Annotated in this window: 16 protein-coding genes and 2 tRNA genes; 10 read left to right on the top strand and 8 right to left on the bottom strand. The window is 67.1% G+C overall.

Going from position 1 to position 15051, the window contains the following annotated elements; genetic code table 11:
* Positions 1–7: 7 nt before the first annotated feature.
* Entirely contained in the window at positions 8–1375 is a 1368-nt protein-coding gene (der, locus tag KBY93_RS08830) for a ribosome biogenesis GTPase Der (RefSeq protein ID WP_255093950.1), read from the bottom strand.
* A gap of 159 nt (positions 1376–1534) precedes the next feature.
* Positions 1535–2053 (bottom strand): DUF1823 family protein, encoded by a 519-nt coding sequence (locus KBY93_RS08825; RefSeq protein WP_255093949.1) that lies wholly within the window; start codon positions 2051–2053, stop codon positions 1535–1537.
* On the opposite strand from KBY93_RS08825, the gene dusB reads away from it, so the two are divergent.
* On the top strand, positions 2052–3071 hold the full coding sequence (gene dusB, locus KBY93_RS08820; protein ID WP_255093948.1) for a tRNA dihydrouridine synthase DusB: 1020 nt from the start codon (positions 2052–2054) through the stop codon (positions 3069–3071). The genes KBY93_RS08825 and dusB overlap by 2 nt on opposite strands.
* On the opposite strand, the gene KBY93_RS08815 is transcribed toward dusB, so the two are convergent.
* Both KBY93_RS08815 and KBY93_RS08810 read right to left on the bottom strand, forming a co-directional pair.
* Entirely contained in the window at positions 2984–3727 is a 744-nt protein-coding gene (locus tag KBY93_RS08815) for a DUF4079 domain-containing protein (RefSeq protein WP_255093946.1), read from the bottom strand. The genes dusB and KBY93_RS08815 overlap by 88 nt on opposite strands.
* Entirely contained in the window at positions 3724–4521 is a 798-nt protein-coding gene (locus KBY93_RS08810; protein WP_255094010.1) for a precorrin-2 C(20)-methyltransferase, read from the bottom strand. Before KBY93_RS08810 ends, KBY93_RS08815 begins: the two co-directional genes overlap by 4 nt.
* A gap of 147 nt (positions 4522–4668) precedes the next feature.
* Here KBY93_RS08810 and KBY93_RS08805 point away from each other — a divergent pair, with 147 nt between their 5' ends.
* Positions 4669–5235, top strand: coding sequence for a cupin domain-containing protein (locus tag KBY93_RS08805; protein ID WP_255093945.1), 567 nt, complete (start codon positions 4669–4671; stop codon positions 5233–5235).
* Here the strand turns inward: KBY93_RS08805 and KBY93_RS08800 are convergent.
* Entirely contained in the window at positions 5232–5837 is a 606-nt protein-coding gene (locus tag KBY93_RS08800; protein WP_255093943.1) for a tRNA-(ms[2]io[6]A)-hydroxylase, read from the bottom strand. The two genes, KBY93_RS08805 and KBY93_RS08800, sit on opposite strands and share 4 nt — an antisense overlap.
* Positions 5834–6274, bottom strand: a complete 441-nt coding sequence (aroQ, locus tag KBY93_RS08795) for a type II 3-dehydroquinate dehydratase (RefSeq protein WP_255093942.1) — start codon at positions 6272–6274, stop codon at positions 5834–5836. Before aroQ ends, KBY93_RS08800 begins: the two co-directional genes overlap by 4 nt.
* Before the next feature lie 37 nt (positions 6275–6311).
* Here aroQ and KBY93_RS08790 point away from each other — a divergent pair.
* From KBY93_RS08790 to KBY93_RS08775, 4 genes are all read left to right on the top strand, one after another.
* Positions 6312–6393, top strand: a tRNA-Tyr gene (locus KBY93_RS08790).
* A gap of 11 nt (positions 6394–6404) precedes the next feature.
* Positions 6405–6476 (top strand) — tRNA-Thr (locus KBY93_RS08785).
* Between the two features lie 239 nt (positions 6477–6715).
* On the top strand, positions 6716–8173 hold the full coding sequence (locus tag KBY93_RS08780; protein ID WP_255093941.1) for an aldehyde dehydrogenase family protein: 1458 nt from the start codon (positions 6716–6718) through the stop codon (positions 8171–8173).
* A 92-nt stretch (positions 8174–8265) separates the two neighbouring features.
* On the top strand, positions 8266–9378 hold the full coding sequence (locus KBY93_RS08775; protein ID WP_255093940.1) for a LysM peptidoglycan-binding domain-containing protein: 1113 nt from the start codon (positions 8266–8268) through the stop codon (positions 9376–9378).
* A gap of 2 nt (positions 9379–9380) precedes the next feature.
* Here KBY93_RS08775 and KBY93_RS08770 read toward each other — a convergent pair whose 3' ends face one another.
* Positions 9381–10877: an ATP-dependent DNA helicase RecQ gene (locus KBY93_RS08770; protein WP_255093938.1), complete on the bottom strand. Its 1497-nt coding sequence runs from the start codon at positions 10875–10877 to the stop codon at positions 9381–9383.
* A gap of 45 nt (positions 10878–10922) precedes the next feature.
* On the bottom strand, positions 10923–11945 hold the full coding sequence (locus KBY93_RS08765) for a hypothetical protein (protein ID WP_255093936.1): 1023 nt from the start codon (positions 11943–11945) through the stop codon (positions 10923–10925).
* Between the two features lie 135 nt (positions 11946–12080).
* Between KBY93_RS08765 and KBY93_RS08760 the strand changes: the two genes are divergently transcribed.
* From KBY93_RS08760 to mtnC, 4 genes are all read left to right on the top strand, one after another.
* The gene (locus tag KBY93_RS08760) at positions 12081–12290 is read left to right on the top strand and encodes a photosystem I reaction center subunit IV (RefSeq protein WP_094555785.1); all 210 of its coding nucleotides are present in this window, start codon (positions 12081–12083) and stop codon (positions 12288–12290) included.
* Positions 12291–12425: 135 nt separating this feature from the next.
* Entirely contained in the window at positions 12426–13271 is an 846-nt protein-coding gene (locus KBY93_RS08755; RefSeq protein WP_255093935.1) for a DNA-formamidopyrimidine glycosylase, read from the top strand.
* A 50-nt stretch (positions 13272–13321) separates the two neighbouring features.
* Positions 13322–14020: a methylthioribulose 1-phosphate dehydratase gene (gene mtnB / locus KBY93_RS08750; RefSeq protein ID WP_255093934.1), complete on the top strand. Its 699-nt coding sequence runs from the start codon at positions 13322–13324 to the stop codon at positions 14018–14020.
* Positions 14021–14055: 35 nt separating this feature from the next.
* Positions 14056–14862: an acireductone synthase gene (gene mtnC, locus KBY93_RS08745; RefSeq protein WP_255093933.1), complete on the top strand. Its 807-nt coding sequence runs from the start codon at positions 14056–14058 to the stop codon at positions 14860–14862.
* The last annotated feature ends 189 nt before the right edge of the window (positions 14863–15051 follow it).

The following is a 15051-nucleotide window of genomic DNA, read 5'->3' as shown; positions in this document are numbered from 1 at the left end:
AGCACCATCAGGAGGCGGAGCGGCTCTGCTGCTTAGCCAGGTCCTTCTCGGCGTCGCGCTGCTGCTTGCCGCGCCAGAACAGCCGGATCGGAGAGCCATCGAAACCCAGACCTTCGCGGATCTGGCGCTCCACGTAGCGGCGGTAGGTTTCGCCGAACAGCTTCGGGTCGTTCACGAACAAGGTGAAGCTGGGCGGCCTGGTGGCCACCTGGGTGCCGTAGTAGATGCGGCCCTGGCGCCCACCGCGACTGGTGGGGGGCGAACGCCAGCTCACAGCCTCCTGCAGCACCTCGTTCACCACCGAGGTGGTGACCCGGCGGCGGTGCTGCTCCACCGCCATCAGGGCCAGGGCAAAGATGCTCTCCACCCTCTGGCCGGTGAGGGCGGAGGTGAACAGCATCGGCGCCCAGTCGAGGAAATAGAGCTTGGCGCGCAGCTCCTTCTCCATCGCCGCCATGGTGTGGCTGTCCTTCTCGATCGCGTCCCACTTGTTGACCACGATCATGCAGGCGCGACCGTCCTCTTCAATGCGCCCAGCCACCCGCTGATCCTGTTCGGTGACACCATCGAGGGCATCGATCACCAGAACACACACGTCACTGCGCTCCACAGCCTTGAAGCTGCGGTTGATGCCGAAGTATTCAGGTCCGTAACTGACGCTGCGACGGCGGCGGATTCCGGCGGTGTCTAGCAGCTTCCAGGTCTTGCCTTCCCGCTCGATCGTGGTGTCGATCGTGTCGCGGGTGGTGCCGCGGATCGGGCTCACGATCGCCCGCGCCTCGCCGCAGATCGAGTTGAGCAGGCTGGATTTGCCCACATTTGGCCGCCCGATGATCGCCAGCTGGATCGGCTCCTCCGTCTCCTCCTCAGGAGTGGTGGGCAGAAAGCCGATCACCTTGTCGAGCAGTTCCCCGGTGCCGGCCCCGTGGATGGCCGAGACGGCAAAGGGCTCACCCAGGCCCAGACCCCAGAAATCAGCGGCCATGGCCAGGCCCTGATCCGGCGATTCGCACTTGTTCACCGCCAGCAGCACCGGCACCTTCTGGCCGCGCAACCAGTCAGCGATGGCCTGATCAGCAGCGGTGAGCCCCTGCTGGCCATCGACGATCACCACCGCCACGGCGGCTTCTGCCAGGGCCAGGTTGGCCTGCTCCCGGATCTCCGGCAGGAACTCACTGTCGTCATCGAAAACGAGACCGCCGGTGTCGACCACACGGAAGCGACGATCTCCCCAGTACCCCTCCTGGTAGGTGCGATCACGGGTGACGCCGGGCTGATCGTGAACGATCGCCTCACGGCTGCGGCAGAGCCGATTCACCAGGGTGGATTTGCCCACATTGGGCCGCCCGATGATGGCGACGACTGGAAGCGCCAAGAACTGTTATCTCAACAACGATTACCTGCTTCAACCCTACAGACTGAAGCCGCTTTGATAAAACGCCTCGATTTGCGGCGGAAGCACTGGGGTTCCTGCGTCTTGAGTGAGCCCTCATCAGTGCTTGATCTTCAGTGAGCCGGCTTCATTCCACCGGCTTCAGTGCACCGGTGGATCGCCGGGGTGCCCCTGAAGCGGCGACTCCGGTGGCACCAGCGGCTCAGGCAGCGGCCCCTGCTCGGGCAGATCCTCCCCACGGGCCGCCAGATCGGCCAGCAGCCAGTTCACCGCCGTGGCCCGGCGCGTGCGGCGCGGCACCAGTTCGCCGATCCGGTAGCCGGCGAAGCCGAGCTGACCTTTGAGCAACTGCTTATGCTCCGCGGGGATGGAGCGGGTCAGGCGCACGCTTGCAGGGCGCGTGGCGATCAGCTCCGGTGCCTGAGGGAAGGCCTCGGCCCAGGTGGCCGGAGTGGCTGATGTGGCCAGCCAGGGCTTGCTGGTGCCTGGCTTGCCCGCAGGATCGCTGACCGCGCCGGCCTGGGGCCGATAGCCCAGCCGCCGCCAGATCAGCTCACAGACGAAGCGGTCGCTGAGGCGGTCGTCCAGGATCATCATCAACAGAGTGCGGCTGAGTGGCTGGGGATCCGGGCCGCCCTCCGGCTGCGACGCTGTGGCCATGGCTTTCAGCTTCTTCAACGATGCACCCCTGAGCCTGCCGGGTCGCGGAACGCCGCGGAGCCTGCGCTGCCGGGTGCTGCAGTCACCCCTGGCCGGCGTGAGCGACCGCATCTTCCGTGGCTTCGTGCGCCGCTGGGCGCCCGATGCCCTGCTCTTCACCGAGATGGTCAACGCCACCAGCCTGGAGCTGGGCCACGGCAGCGACAAGATGGCGGGGCTGGGGGCTGAAACCGGGCCGATCGCCGTTCAGCTGTTCGACCACCGGCCCGGTGCGATGGCGGAGGCGGCCCGGCGGGCCGAGGGTGAAGGCGCCTTCCTGGTCGACATCAACATGGGTTGCCCGGTGCGCAAGATCGCCCGCAAGGGAGGCGGCAGCGGCCTGCTGCGCGACCCCGCCCTGGCCTGCCGGATCGTCGAGGCCGTAAGCGCGGCCGTCACGGTTCCGGTCACCGTCAAGACCAGGCTGGGCTGGTGCGGCGACTCCTCCGATCCGGTGGGCTTCGCCCTGGCCCTGCAGGCGGCTGGAGCCCAGGCCCTAACCCTGCATGGCCGCACCCGCGAGCAGGGATTCTCCGGATCAGCCGACTGGGACGCCATCGCCCGGGTGAAGCAGGTCCTCTCCATTCCCCTGATCGCCAACGGCGACATCACCGGCCCCGAGCAGGCCCTCGACTGCCTGGAGCGCACCGGCGCCGACGGCGTGATGGTGGGCAGGGGCACACTCGGAGCCCCCTGGCTGGTGGGCCGCATCGACGCCGCCCTGAGCGGCAGGCCGCTGCCGCCGCTTCCGGGCACCCCTGAACGGCTTGCCCTGGCACGGGAGCACCTGGAGGCCCTGGTGGCGGCCCGGGGCGAGCAGGGGCTGCTGATCGCGCGCAAGCACCTGGGCTGGACCTGCCAGGGCTTTGCCGGTGCCGCCAGGCTGCGCCATCAGCTGATGCGGGCACCCAGTCCATCGGCGGCGCTGGAGCTGCTGGCCGGAGCTGGGCAGATGCGCTTCTCGAAGTCGCAGGAGTAGATCGCCGGCCTCTGCCAGCTCACCGGAATTTCAAGTAGGTCGCGGCTGCCGGTGATCGCCTGAACCGCCAGCAGCACCGCCACAAGGATGTTCACGCTTACGTGCAGGCGGCGCATCTTCAGGGAGCGGAAGATTTCCGGCTTGGCCGACATCGAGAACAGCATCAAGCCGGTGAGCAGCACACCGCTCCAGTAATGGGAGGCCCAGAACGCCCCCTCGAAGGGGTTATCACTCAGGCGCCAGATCTCCGGCTGACTGCCCAGCCCCAGCAAACCCGCCCAGGTGAGCAGCGCGAAGCAGGCCCGCAGATTGGTGGACTTCACCCGCCAGAGGGCCAGCAGGCTGGCGAAGGTGCCCGCACTCACCACCAGCAGCAGAGCCAGGCGCTGGACGCCACCGGCGAAAGGGGGCTCGGGGGTGATGAATTTGCTGGTGAAGGAATAGATCAGGGCCACCAGCACCGCCACCACCATCCCCCCGGTCAGCCAGCGACCGTGATCGGCATGCTCCACCCCCACCGTGGGCGGCTGGGGGTGGATCTTCAACCGACGCTCCCTGGCCAGGATTCCAAGGCGAATGGTCGCCCCCACCACCGGATACACGAACAGAATCACCAGCACCGGGTGGAGCAGTGCGAACCAGTCGATTGGATTCATGGGCCTCCAGGCGGTTCACTCAGGCAAGCATCCTGGCCGTGATCAGCCCAGTCCGCCCCGGTGTCGGGGAGCACCTCGGGCCAGCCGCAGCGGATCAGCAGCAGGGAGAAGTAGGAGGAGGCTCCATCGCCATCGGGCGGCACCGCCGAGGCCGGCGCCACCGTCTGCTCGGGCCAGCCCACCCGACGGGCAAAAAGGGCGCCTTCCAGCAGCCCCAGGCGATCCAGCAGGGGCCGCACCCAGCTCCAGCGGGCACCCAGCTTGAGCAGGGCCAGCACCGGCCTCTGGCCTTCAGGGCCGGCCAGAGCAGTCTCCAGGAGCGTCTGCAGTTCGGCGGGATCATCCGGGGTGGGCAGCACCTGCAGGGTCTGGCGCTGCAGGGCCAGGGGCCAGGCGCCTGCTGCCGCCGCCGCCGAAGCAGCTGTGATCCCAGGGATCAGGCGCAGTGGACAGCCCGGGTGGCGCTCCAGCAGCTCGAGCAGCACGTAGGAGGCACTGGCGAACAGGGAGACATCGCCCTCGCACAGCAGCACCACCCGCCGTCCGGCCGCCACCTCCATGGCCAGGGCCTCGGCGGCCAGGCGCCAGGCGCGGCGGCGCGGAGCCGCCGAGGCCACCATCGGAAACAGCAACGGCAGGCGCCGCTGCTCCGGCCTCAGCCAGGGAGAGACGATCCGGGCGGCCATCCCCTCGGCCTCCAGCCGCGCCACCGGGTAGGCCACCACCTCGGCCGCCTGGATCGCCCGCACCGCCGCGACGGTGCAGAGCTCGGGGTCACCGGGGCCGACCCCCACAAGCACCAGACCCGGCCTGGAATCCGAACCGGAGGCGGCACCCAGCACCGAGGCTGCATCAAAGCGATCGATCACAGGGGTGCTCCTGGCGGCGCCTGCCAGCACGCTTTCTAGGCTGAAGCCCGATCCCCTCGCCGCTGCGCCGCCGTGAGCCGCCTGCAGATCCACCCCGTCAACCCGCCAAACCCAGTCCAGAGCAGCCCGGCCAATGCCCCGTTCAGCAGCGACGACGGCACGGTGATCGCAGCCGAGCTGGCCGCCCGCGGTCTGCGCTTCGAGCGCTGGCAGACCCGGGGTGAGCTGGCGGACGGCGCGGATCAGGAGGCCATCCTCAGCGCCTATGCCGGCGAGGTCGCCCACATCCAGTCCCAGGGGCCCTACCCCAGCGTCGATGCGATCCGGCTCGGCCCAGACCACCCGGAGCGAGAGGCCCTGCGCCAGAAGTTCCTGGCAGAGCACACCCACGCCGAAGACGAGGTGCGCTTCTTCGTGGAGGGGCGGGGCCTGTTCTGTCTCCACATCGGTGAGGAGGTGCTGCAGGTCCTCTGCACCAGGGGCGACCTGATCGGTGTGCCCGCCGGCACCCGCCACTGGTTCGACATGGGCGCGGCCCCCAGCTTCACCGCCCTGCGCTTCTTCAACAACCCCGACGGCTGGGTGGCCAGGTTCACCGGGGACGACATCGCCTCCCGCTTCCCCCTGCTCGACCCCTAACTGTGCATCCGGGGCTGGGGGTGGAGCTGGGCCAGCAGCTCGGCTTCCCGGGCGGCCAGCTGCTCCAGCCGCTCCATCACCACAGAGCGGGGCCAGCGGCGCTCACACAGCACCCAGTAGAGGCCGAAGTGACGCGCCTCACTGGCCAGCAACTCCCCATAGAGCTGCCGCAGCTCGGGGTCAGGGCTGTGGGCCGCCAGCAGGGCCATCCGTTCGTGACTGCGGGCTTCGATCAACCCCGCCACCAGAAAGCTGTCGAGCATGCGCTCGGGTTCCGGGCGCCGCACCAGCTTGGCGAGGGCCGCGCCGTAGGGAGGTGCCGCCAGCGGACGCAGGGCCTGCCCCCGGCTCCCCAGCAGAGCCAGCACCCGCTCGAAATGCTCCAGCTCCTCCCGCGCAAGGGGGCTGAGAGCGGCCGCCAGAGCCTCGTCGGAGGGGTAGCGGAACATCAGCTGCAGAGCCGCCCCGGCCGCCTTGCGCTCGCAGTGGGCGTGATCGATCAACAGATCCAGCGGATGGGCCAGGGCCTGCTCCAGCCACTCGGGGCCGGTGGGCGCCGCCAGCCAGCGCACCCGTGCCACCGCAGCCGCCGGGGCAGTCACGAGCGGCTGCGCAGGTGGTCGACCAGGCCTTCGAGAGCCAGCCGGTAGCTGGTGGGCCCGAAGCCGCAGATCACTCCCACGGCGCGGTCGGCGAGGAAGGAGTGATGGCGGAAGGGTTCGCGGGCATGGGTGTTGCTCAGGTGCAGTTCCACGTAGGGGATGGCCACCGCCAGCAGGGCATCGCGCAGGGCGATCGAAGTGTGGGTGTAGGCGGCAGCATTGATCAGGATGCCGGAGCTCTGGCCGCGAGCCGCCTGGATGCGGTCCACCAGGGCGCCTTCGTGGTTGCTCTGGAACCAGGCCAGCTCAACACCCAGCGCCATGGCCCGCTCGGAGAGATCGTCGCGGATGGCCTCAAGGCTCGAGGTGCCGTAGAGACCAGGCTCGCGGCTGCCCAGCAAGTTCAGGTTCGGACCATTGAGGGCGAGCAGCTGCATGAGGAAGGTCGGCTGGTAAGTTGTCGAGGTGTGGTTCGGGTCGGTGCCCGAGTGGTTAATGGGGGCGGACTGTAAATCCGCTGGCTCTGCCTACGTTGGTTCAAATCCAACCCGGCCCACCTTTCCACATGCCCTTGTAGCTCAGCGGTAGAGCACTCCCTTGGTAAGGGAGAGGTCACGAGTTCAAGTCTCGTCAAGGGCTTTTCAACTCACCATTGTACTGCTCAACTCAGCATTGAGCTGCCTTTTTCTGCAGCTGATTCTGGCTTGTTGATGAATCCCGAGATGACCAGACTTTCTTCTCAATCTCGGCGCTGATTCATCCGAATCGGTCGTAGCGCTCATCCATGTCGCACTCATCGATAGGGATGTCCAGGCCGGATCGATTGTCGCGGCCAGACTCCATCTCTGGCCAGACTTAGCTCGGTTGCCACCCCGTCGATGAGCATGAACTCCCTCACCCCCTCCGCCACCGCTGCTGGCGCAGGCGGGCCCGTTGACCCCGGCGGGCAGTTCTCGACAACCGCCCTGAGGGAGCTGGTGAGCTCGGGTACCACCAGGCCGCTCGCCTGGCGGCGTGCCCAGCTCCAGTCCCTCGACTCGCTGCTCGCGGATAACGAGCCAGCCATCCTCGAGGCGCTGAGCGCCGATCTCGGCAAACCGCCGGTGGAGGCGTACTTCGAAGTGGTGGCCGTGCGGCAGGAGCTCCGCCTGGCCCAGCAGAAGCTGAAGCGCTGGATGGCACCAAGGCCCGTTGCCGTTCCCCTCTCCCAGCGGCCCGGAAGGGCGGAGCTGGTGGCTGAACCGCTCGGCTGCGTGCTGATCATCGGGCCGTGGAACTATCCCTTCTCGCTCACGCTCCAGCCCCTGGTGAGCGCCCTTGCGGCTGGCAACACCGCCGTGCTCAAGCCTTCCGAGCAGGCGCCCCACACCTCCGCCCTGATTGCCCGGCTGGCGGGCCGCCACCTCGATCCCCAGGTGGTGGTGGTGCGGGAGGGCGGCGCCGAGGTGGCCGGTGAGCTGCTCGATCTCCCCTTCGATCACATCTTCTTCACCGGCGGCGGCCGGGTGGGCCGGCTGGTGATGGCCGCCGCGGCCCGTAATTTGACGCCGGTGACCCTCGAGTTGGGCGGCCGCAGCCCGGCGATCGTGCTGGCCGATGCTGATCTGGAGGTGTCCGCCCGGCGGCTGGCCTGGGGCAAGGGTCTCAATGCCGGGCAGACCTGCATCGCCCCCGACCACCTGCTGGTGGAGGAAACGGTGCGGCCGGCCCTGATCGAGCGGCTGCGGGGTGAGTTCCAGCGGGCCTACGGCGACGATCCCCTCGCCTCCCCCGACCTGGCCCGCATCATCAACCAGGCCCAGTTCGAGCGGCTGCTGGCCCTGCTGGAGGGCGCCAGGCGGGATGGTCGGGTGCTCAGCGGCGGCCAGGTGGATCCCCAGACCCGCCGGATCGCACCCACCTTGATCGCCTGCGAGCCTGCCTCCGAACTCCTCTCCGGCATCAACGATCCGCTCCTGGCCGGCGAGCTGTTCGGCCCCTTGTTGCCGGTGGTCGGCATCACGGGGCTGAACGAGGCCATCGACCTGATCCGCCAGGGGCCCAAACCGCTGGCTCTCTACCTGTTCAGCCGCAGCAGCACGGCCCAGGACCAGGTGCTGGCCGGCACCAGTTCCGGCGGCGTCTGCCTCAACGACGTGGTGATGCAGGTGGGGGTGCCTGAGCTGCCCTTCGGCGGTGTCGGCGAAAGCGGCATGGGCCGCTATCACGGCCAGGCGGGCTTCGACACCTTCTCGCACCTGCGCAGCGTGCTGCGCCGACCCTTCCGCTTCGATCTGCCCTTCCGCTACCCGCCCTATGGAGATCGGCTCAGCCTGATCAAAAGGCTGCTGGGTTGAATGCCGAAACGAAGTCGGCCGGGACTCGTGGTGAAGCGGGGGCTGGCGTTCCGGGGAGGTCTCCGTAAGGTTCACCCAGCCGAACGCCATCCATGAGCAGCCCGCAAACCTTGCGCCGTGTCCTGGCCGCCCTGGTCCTGGCCCTGGTTCTGCCCTTGCCGGCAGTGGCGGCTCCCCAACACGTGGTCAAGTCGGGGGAAACCCTCTCGGAGATCGCCGAGCGCTACGGAGTGTCGGTGCAGCGATTGCTTCAGCTCAACGGCATCAAGGACCCCAATCTGGTGGAGGCCGGCACCCGCCTGAAGCTGCCCGATGGGGCCAAGACAGCGCCGCGGGCCGGTTCGGGTTCTTCAGGGACCGGCAGCCACACCGTCAGCGCCGGCGAAACCCTCTCAGAGATCGCTGAGCGCTATGGCCTTTCGGTGCAGAAGCTGAAGGATCTCAATGGCCTCAAGGACGCGGATCTGCTGCAGGTGGGGCAACGCCTGAAGGTGCCCCCGGCGAAGAATGCGGCCAAGCCCACGAAGCCCGCCAAGCCCGCCGCCAAGCCAGCGCCCCCCGCGGCGGCAGGAGCGAAGGCCGCTCGGGTGCACGTGGTCAAATCCGGTGAAACCCTCTCGGAGATCTCCGAGCGCTACGACGTGCCAGTGGCCCGGCTGGTGAGCCTGAACAAGCTGGAAGCTCCCGACAACCTGCAGGTGGGCACCAAGCTCAGCCTGGGGCCCGCCAGCGGAACCCCAGCCGCCAAACCAGCAGCAGCCAAACCAGCGCCGGCCAAATCGACCCCGGCCCCCCAGGTGACGGCCCAGCCAGAGCCGAAACCAGAGCCAAAACCAGCGCCTAATCCGCCCGAGCAAACCAAGCAACCTGAGCCCCAGGCCAAACCGGCCACCACACCTGCGGCCGCCGCCAAACCCCCTGCCGCCAAGCCCCAACCCATGCCCGATCCCAGCAACACCGCCCCCCCCGACTGGCGCACCTACGGTCCGCTGCAGGTGGATTTCTCCAACTGGCGGCCGATGGGCGGCAGCCAGGTGGCTCCAGCTCTCAACAGCGGCGGTCAGCCGGTGTTCGTGGCGATCAACTGCGCCGCCCGCAAGATCAATGCCACCGGTGCAGCGGGCGCCTGGACCAGCTGGGAAGATCCCACCACCGATTACGAGGAGCAGCTGATCAAGGACGTCTGCAAGCAGACCGCAGGCTGAAGTCAGGCCGCCCAGCGCAGCGGCCAGGGCTGGCTGAGGTAGTGGCGTCCAGCGGTGCGCAGCCAGAGACGCTGGCTGCCATCGTCGCTTTCGCTGATCAGCTCCTCCTGCACCAGACGACGAGTCAGCCATCCCCAGCGCTGCTCATCGCCGGCATGGGCCTGCTCCAGTGCCCCGGCCAGCCGGCGCAGGTCCACCCCATCCTTCTGGGCCAGGGCCTCCAGCACCCGCACCGCATCCAGCGACCAGTCGCTGATCGAGCGGGGCCGCCGGCAGACATCGCAGCGGCCACAGGGCGGCACCAATTCCCCCACCGTCAGCAGCAGGGCCTGTTCACGGCAGCTGCTGCCCTCCGCCACGGCCTCCATCTGCCGCAGCTGCTGCTGGGCGATGTCACGACGCGGGCGCTCCTGGTCCTGAAGTTCCGGACTCATCTGCCGCGCCGAGGCCCGCATCGCCCAGCCCAGGGAGAGCCGATCAGCCGGATCGAACAGCACCAGGCAGCGGGCGGGAAGCCCGTCTCGGCCAGCCCGGCCCGACTCCTGCAGATACCCCTCGGCGCTGGCCGGCAGGTCGAGGTGCAGCACCAGGCCCACATCCGGCCGGTCCACCCCCATCCCGAAGGCCACGGTGGCCACCAGCACCGGCGTCGGACTCTCCTGGAAATGCTCCAGGGCCAGCTGGCGACTCTCCGGGTCCATGCCCGCGTGGTACGCGATCGCCTCACGGCCAGCGGCAGAAAGGCGGGCGGCCCAGTGCTCCACCGAGCGGCGGGTGCGCGCGTAGATCAGCACAGCCCCCCGCGCCCGCTCCAGCGCCTCCAGCAACAGGGCCATGGGGTCCTCTGGACGCCGTTCCATGGCATAGGTCAGGTTGGAGCGCCTGGCCGAACGCACCTGCACAAGGGGGCGCCGCAACTGGAGCAGGCGGATGATGTCGGCGCGGACCCGGGGTGCCGCCGTGGCACTGAGGGCCACCAGCGGCACCCCGGGGCAGAGGCTGCGCAACTGACCCAGCCGCCGGTAATCGGGTCGGAAGTCGTGACCCCAGGCACTGATGCAATGGGCCTCATCCACCGCCAGGGCCACCAGGCGCCCCTGCTCCAGCACCTCCTCCAACAACTGGCGGGTGGCCTCGGCCTGCAGACGCTCCGGGGCCAGGTAGAGCACCCGCAGCCGATTCTGCTCCAAGCGGCGCAGCAAGGCCCGGCGGCTGGGCAGATCCAGTCCCTGGTGCAGGCTGGCCGCCGGGATGCCCCGCCGTTGCAGCTGGCTCACCTGGTCCTGCATCAGGGCCACCAGGGGGGAGACCACCAGCACCAGGCCCTGCCGTACCAGAGCCGGCAGTTGAAAACACAACGACTTGCCAGCTCCGGTGGGCATCACCGCCAGACAATCCTGACCGGAGAGCAACGCCTCCACCACCGGCCGCTGCCCCGGGCGGAAGGCCGTCCACCCGAAATGACGCTGGAGCTCCGATTCGAGCGGATCCGCCGCCACCGCCACGTCAGCCCCGCATCGCTGCGACCTTAACCCTCGCTCCGCTCAGGGCAAGGGCGGAGGCGTCAGCTGGTCGGGGGTCTCCTCCACCAGTTGCAGGCGCACCCGCTTCCCCCCCGAGAGCTCTCCTAGGGATACCCGCAAGGTGGTGCCGCTCAGACTCTGCAGGGCGGTGAGCAGCTCGCGCAGATGGGGGGTGCTGCTGCCGCTCTCCACCCAGAGGCGTTCCTGCAGCCCCCCCAGCCGCCGCCAGCTGGTGTGCAGCTTGAGCACAGCGCTCTCCAGCTGCTGGGCCTGACCGACCGCATCGGCGAACAGGCCGAGGGCATCGAGCCGCTGAGCCTCCTGCAGGGCCTTCTCGAGGTTGAGATTCCCCTGCTGAAAAGCGCGCACGGCGAGGCCGGCCTCGGCCGCCTTGCTCAGCCAGCGGGCGGTGCTGGTCACATCCTTGACCCGCTCCAGCTCCGGTTCCTCCCGCAGGGCCCGGCGCAGGTCGTCCTGCTGGGGTTCGGGCAACTTGGCCAGCTCTCGCACCAGGGGGGCCACCACCCGCGGGGGCAGCAAGTTCTCCTGGGTGCGCTGGCGGATCTCCTCAGGCAGCAGCGGGCTGGTGGCGGCGGTGAATTCATCGCTGAGGCGCCGCACCTGCTTGCGGGTGATCTGCTGGCCATCATTGGCAGCTTCACTGATCATCTGCTGAACCTCCGGATCGGCCAGGGCCGTGTCGAGGAAAGCACGCTTGGAGAAGTTGTTCACGCTGCCCTCCTCCAGCAGTCCGTCCCCGACGAGGTTGTCGGCGGAATCGGCGAGCTGGATCAGGCCGTAGGCCCGGGTCTTGCTGATCTCCCGCTCCCTAAGCCATTGCAGGAAACCGGTGCCGCGGCCCTCACCGCCCCGCTTCTCCCGGTCCCGCACCGCCCGCAGGATCCTGCCCCGCCAGATCTCCGTCTGCAGATCGAAGCGGTCACAGACGGCCCAGGCCTCCTCCAGACGGGAGAGGAACTCCATGGTGCTGATGTCGTCCCGCTCCGGATCGGGCAGCTCCAGGCTGAGGACGGGTGCCTCCATCGACGACCAGCGGCGCAATCGCTGATGCTGCCACGCAGACCCGTGACAGCGAACGACGAAACGTGACGCCCGCGGTTCAGAGCCCCTCTGGGGCGGGTATCTTCCGACTGGCAGTCACCCAACAACAGCGCAGCGATGGCGATCTCCCGCGGCGACAAGGTGCGCATCAAGCGGCCTGAGTCTTACTGGTTCAACGAAGTCGGCACGGTGGCGTCCGTCGACACCTCTGGCATCCGCTACCCCGTGGTGGTGCGCTTCGAAAAGGTCAATTACAGCGGCTACAGCGGCTCGGAAGGCGGCATCAACACCAACAACTTCGCCGAAAGGGAACTCGAGTCGGCCTGAGCCCCCTTCCGAGCCAGCCCGTTCGGAATCCACCGCATCTGATGCGCCATCCGTCGGGAGCCCTGCTTCCGGCGGATTTTCTTTGGCCATGCTGGGCCCTCTGCCTGGCAGGCTGCCCGGATCGATGCTGAACGGATGCCCGAGCTGCCTGAAGTGGAAACGGTTCGGCGCGGGCTGGAGCGTCAGCTCAGCTCATTCGAGATCGGGCGGGTCGAGGTGCTCAGGCAGCGAACCATCGCCGCCCCTGAGCAGATCGATCAGTTCCGGGCCGGGCTGATCGGGGCTCGCGTCGGGGCCTGGAGCCGTCGGGGCAAGTATCTGATGGCTGAGCTGAGCCGCGGCGGCCTGCCGGCAGGCCATTGGGGCGTTCATCTGCGCATGACCGGGCAATTTCTCTCGCTGGAGGAGCCCCGCGAGCCCTGCCTCCATACCCGGATGCGGTGCTGGAGCCGGCAGGGGCAGGAACTGCGCTTCATCGATGTGCGCAGCTTCGGCCAGATGTGGTTCATTCCCCCCGGCCTCGATTGCTCCAGCGTGATGACAGGTCTGCAGAAGCTGGGGCCTGAACCCTTCAGTGCGGCCTTCAGCGCCGCCTACCTGAGTCAGAAACTGAAGGACTCCGTGCGGCCCATCAAGAACGCCCTGCTCGATCAGGCGCTGGTGGCTGGAGTCGGCAACATCTACGCCGATGAATCCCTGTTCGCAGCTGGCCTGGCCCCCCAGCGCCGAAGCGGCAGCCTGAGCCTCGTGGAGCTTGAGCGCCTGCGCCAGTCGCTGATCGAGGTGCTCGAAATCAGCATCGGATCCGGTGGCACCACCTTCAGCGACTTCCGGGATCTCAGCGGCACCAATGGCAACTACGGAGGCATCGCCTGGGTGTATCGCCGAGGCGGTCAACCGTGCCGGCGCTGCGGCCAACCGATCCAGCGCGATCGCCTGGGCGGTCGCAGCAGCCACTGGTGCCCCAACTGCCAGCATTGAAGTGGATCGGGGACGGTGCGAGAAGATAGGGCCATGCCGTTGAAGGGTCCGTGCCCACATCCGCCCCCGGGGAGCAGGAGCAGGCCAGGGCACTGTGCAGCGTCATCGCAGCGATCCATGCCAGGGGCTGGTGCGACGGCACAAGCGGAAATTTCAGCTGCGTGAACCGGCTGGAGCCCCTGGAGCTGCTGATGGCCCCCAGCGGGGTCGACAAAGGCTCGATTCGCCCTCAGGACCTGATCCTGGTGAATGCAGAAGCCCAGGTGATCGAAGGCAGCGGAGCAGCCAGCGCCGAAACCCTGCTGCATCTGGAGATCGTCAATCGCACGGGAGCCGCTGCTGTGCTCCACACTCACTCCCAGGCCGCCACCCTGCTCTCCCGCCGCGCCCTGCAGGCCGCAGCAGCACAGCCTGAAGCTGAAGCAACGAATCCAGCCGAAGCGGCAAAAGCCGGCGAAGCGGCCGTACGGATCGAAGGCCTGGAGATGCTCAAGGGCCTCACCGGCATTCACAGCCACAACACCTCCATCACCATTCCGGTGCTGGCCAACGATCAGGATCTGCGCCGCCTCAGCAATGCCGCCTCACCACGCCTTGACGACGCACCCCACGGGTTGCTGATCGCCGGTCACGGTCTCTATGCCTGGGGTCACGACCTGTTCAGCGCCCGCCGTCATCTGGAAATCCATGAATTCCTGCTGGAGCAGAGCTGGCGTGAGTTGCTGCTGCCACCCCTCCCCAACCCATGACAAGTTCCAGACCATTTCTGGCTGACATCAGCCATGTGCTTCTCGATATCGAAGGCACCACATGTCCGGTAAGCTTTGTGGCCGACACCCTGTTTCCCTATGCAAGGTCTCGTCTGGAGTCCTTTCTGATGGAGCATGAACAGGATCCGGATCTGAAGCCTTTGCTCTGCGATCTGCAGGAGGCCTGGCAAAACGACAACAGCGACGCCACTAACAATGCGGCCACCATGAAAGACCCAATCGCCAGGAAAGACGTCGCCAGCCAAGACACCCATCAAAGCAAAAGCGATCATTGGCATCAGCAGGAGTCTCGACAGCAAACAGCCCAGCAACCCAGCCTCCATCAACTCTGCACCTTCCTCCAGTCCCTAATAGATAACGACCGGAAGCTCACCTCTCTCAAAGAATTGCAGGGATTGATCTGGAACGAAGGTTACGCCAATGGATCGATGCGCGCTCCCCTGTTTGCCGATGTAGCGCCGGCCCTGGAGCGATGGCATGCTGCAGGTCTTCAACTGGCGGTCTACTCATCAGGATCTGTAGCGGCTCAGCAACTCCTCTACGGTCACTCCGATGCTGGAGACCTGCGCCAACTGTTCTGCGGCTGGTTCGACACCCGTGTCGGACCTAAACAGGATCCAGCCAGCTATCTCAGGATTGCCGACTCTCTCGGTGCACCCGCCAGCAATATCCTGTTTATCAGTGACTCTCTGTCCGAACTCAATGCCGCCCAGCTCAGCGGCCTGCCCGTGATCTACAGCAGCAGACCAGGCAATCCAGAAGATGACCCAGGCCCCTATTTCCAGATCACAACCCTCGAGCAGGTTCCCCTCCCATCCTAAACAGCACCAATTTCACTATCAACGCCAACAACAACTACGCCGCTGACGACGACATCACAAACAGCGCTACCTGACGCTACGCACAAAAAAAGCCACCCCAAGGTGGCTTTTGAACAAAACTGATCTCAGCAGCGCTGAAATCAGATGTAGAGCGTTCAGATTATTTTATCCTGGCATTGAGCTATTTTT

Source organism: Synechococcus sp. J7-Johnson (genome assembly GCF_024345795.1).
Classification (GTDB): Bacteria; Cyanobacteriota; Cyanobacteriia; order PCC-6307; family Cyanobiaceae; genus Regnicoccus_A.
The sequence above is the reverse complement of the archived record's forward strand: the minus strand, read 5'-3'. Positions and strand labels throughout refer to the sequence as shown.

Coding starts and splice junctions, on each gene's coding strand:
- KBY93_RS08825 (WP_255093949.1), bottom strand. CDS start 2,053: ATGGCCACAGCGTCGCAGCCGGAGGGCGGCCCGGATCCCCAGCCACTC.
- KBY93_RS08815 (WP_255093946.1), bottom strand. CDS start 3,727: ATGAATCCAATCGACTGGTTCGCACTGCTCCACCCGGTGCTGGTGATT.
- KBY93_RS08780 (WP_255093941.1), top strand. CDS start 6,716: ATGAGCATGAACTCCCTCACCCCCTCCGCCACCGCTGCTGGCGCAGGC.
- KBY93_RS08760 (WP_094555785.1), top strand. CDS start 12,081: ATGGCGATCTCCCGCGGCGACAAGGTGCGCATCAAGCGGCCTGAGTCT.
- KBY93_RS08765 (WP_255093936.1), bottom strand. CDS start 11,945: ATGGAGGCACCCGTCCTCAGCCTGGAGCTGCCCGATCCGGAGCGGGAC.
- KBY93_RS08775 (WP_255093940.1), top strand. CDS start 8,266: ATGAGCAGCCCGCAAACCTTGCGCCGTGTCCTGGCCGCCCTGGTCCTG.
- dusB (WP_255093948.1), top strand. CDS start 2,052: ATGGCTTTCAGCTTCTTCAACGATGCACCCCTGAGCCTGCCGGGTCGC.
- aroQ (WP_255093942.1), bottom strand. CDS start 6,274: ATGCAGCTGCTCGCCCTCAATGGTCCGAACCTGAACTTGCTGGGCAGC.
- KBY93_RS08755 (WP_255093935.1), top strand. CDS start 12,426: ATGCCCGAGCTGCCTGAAGTGGAAACGGTTCGGCGCGGGCTGGAGCGT.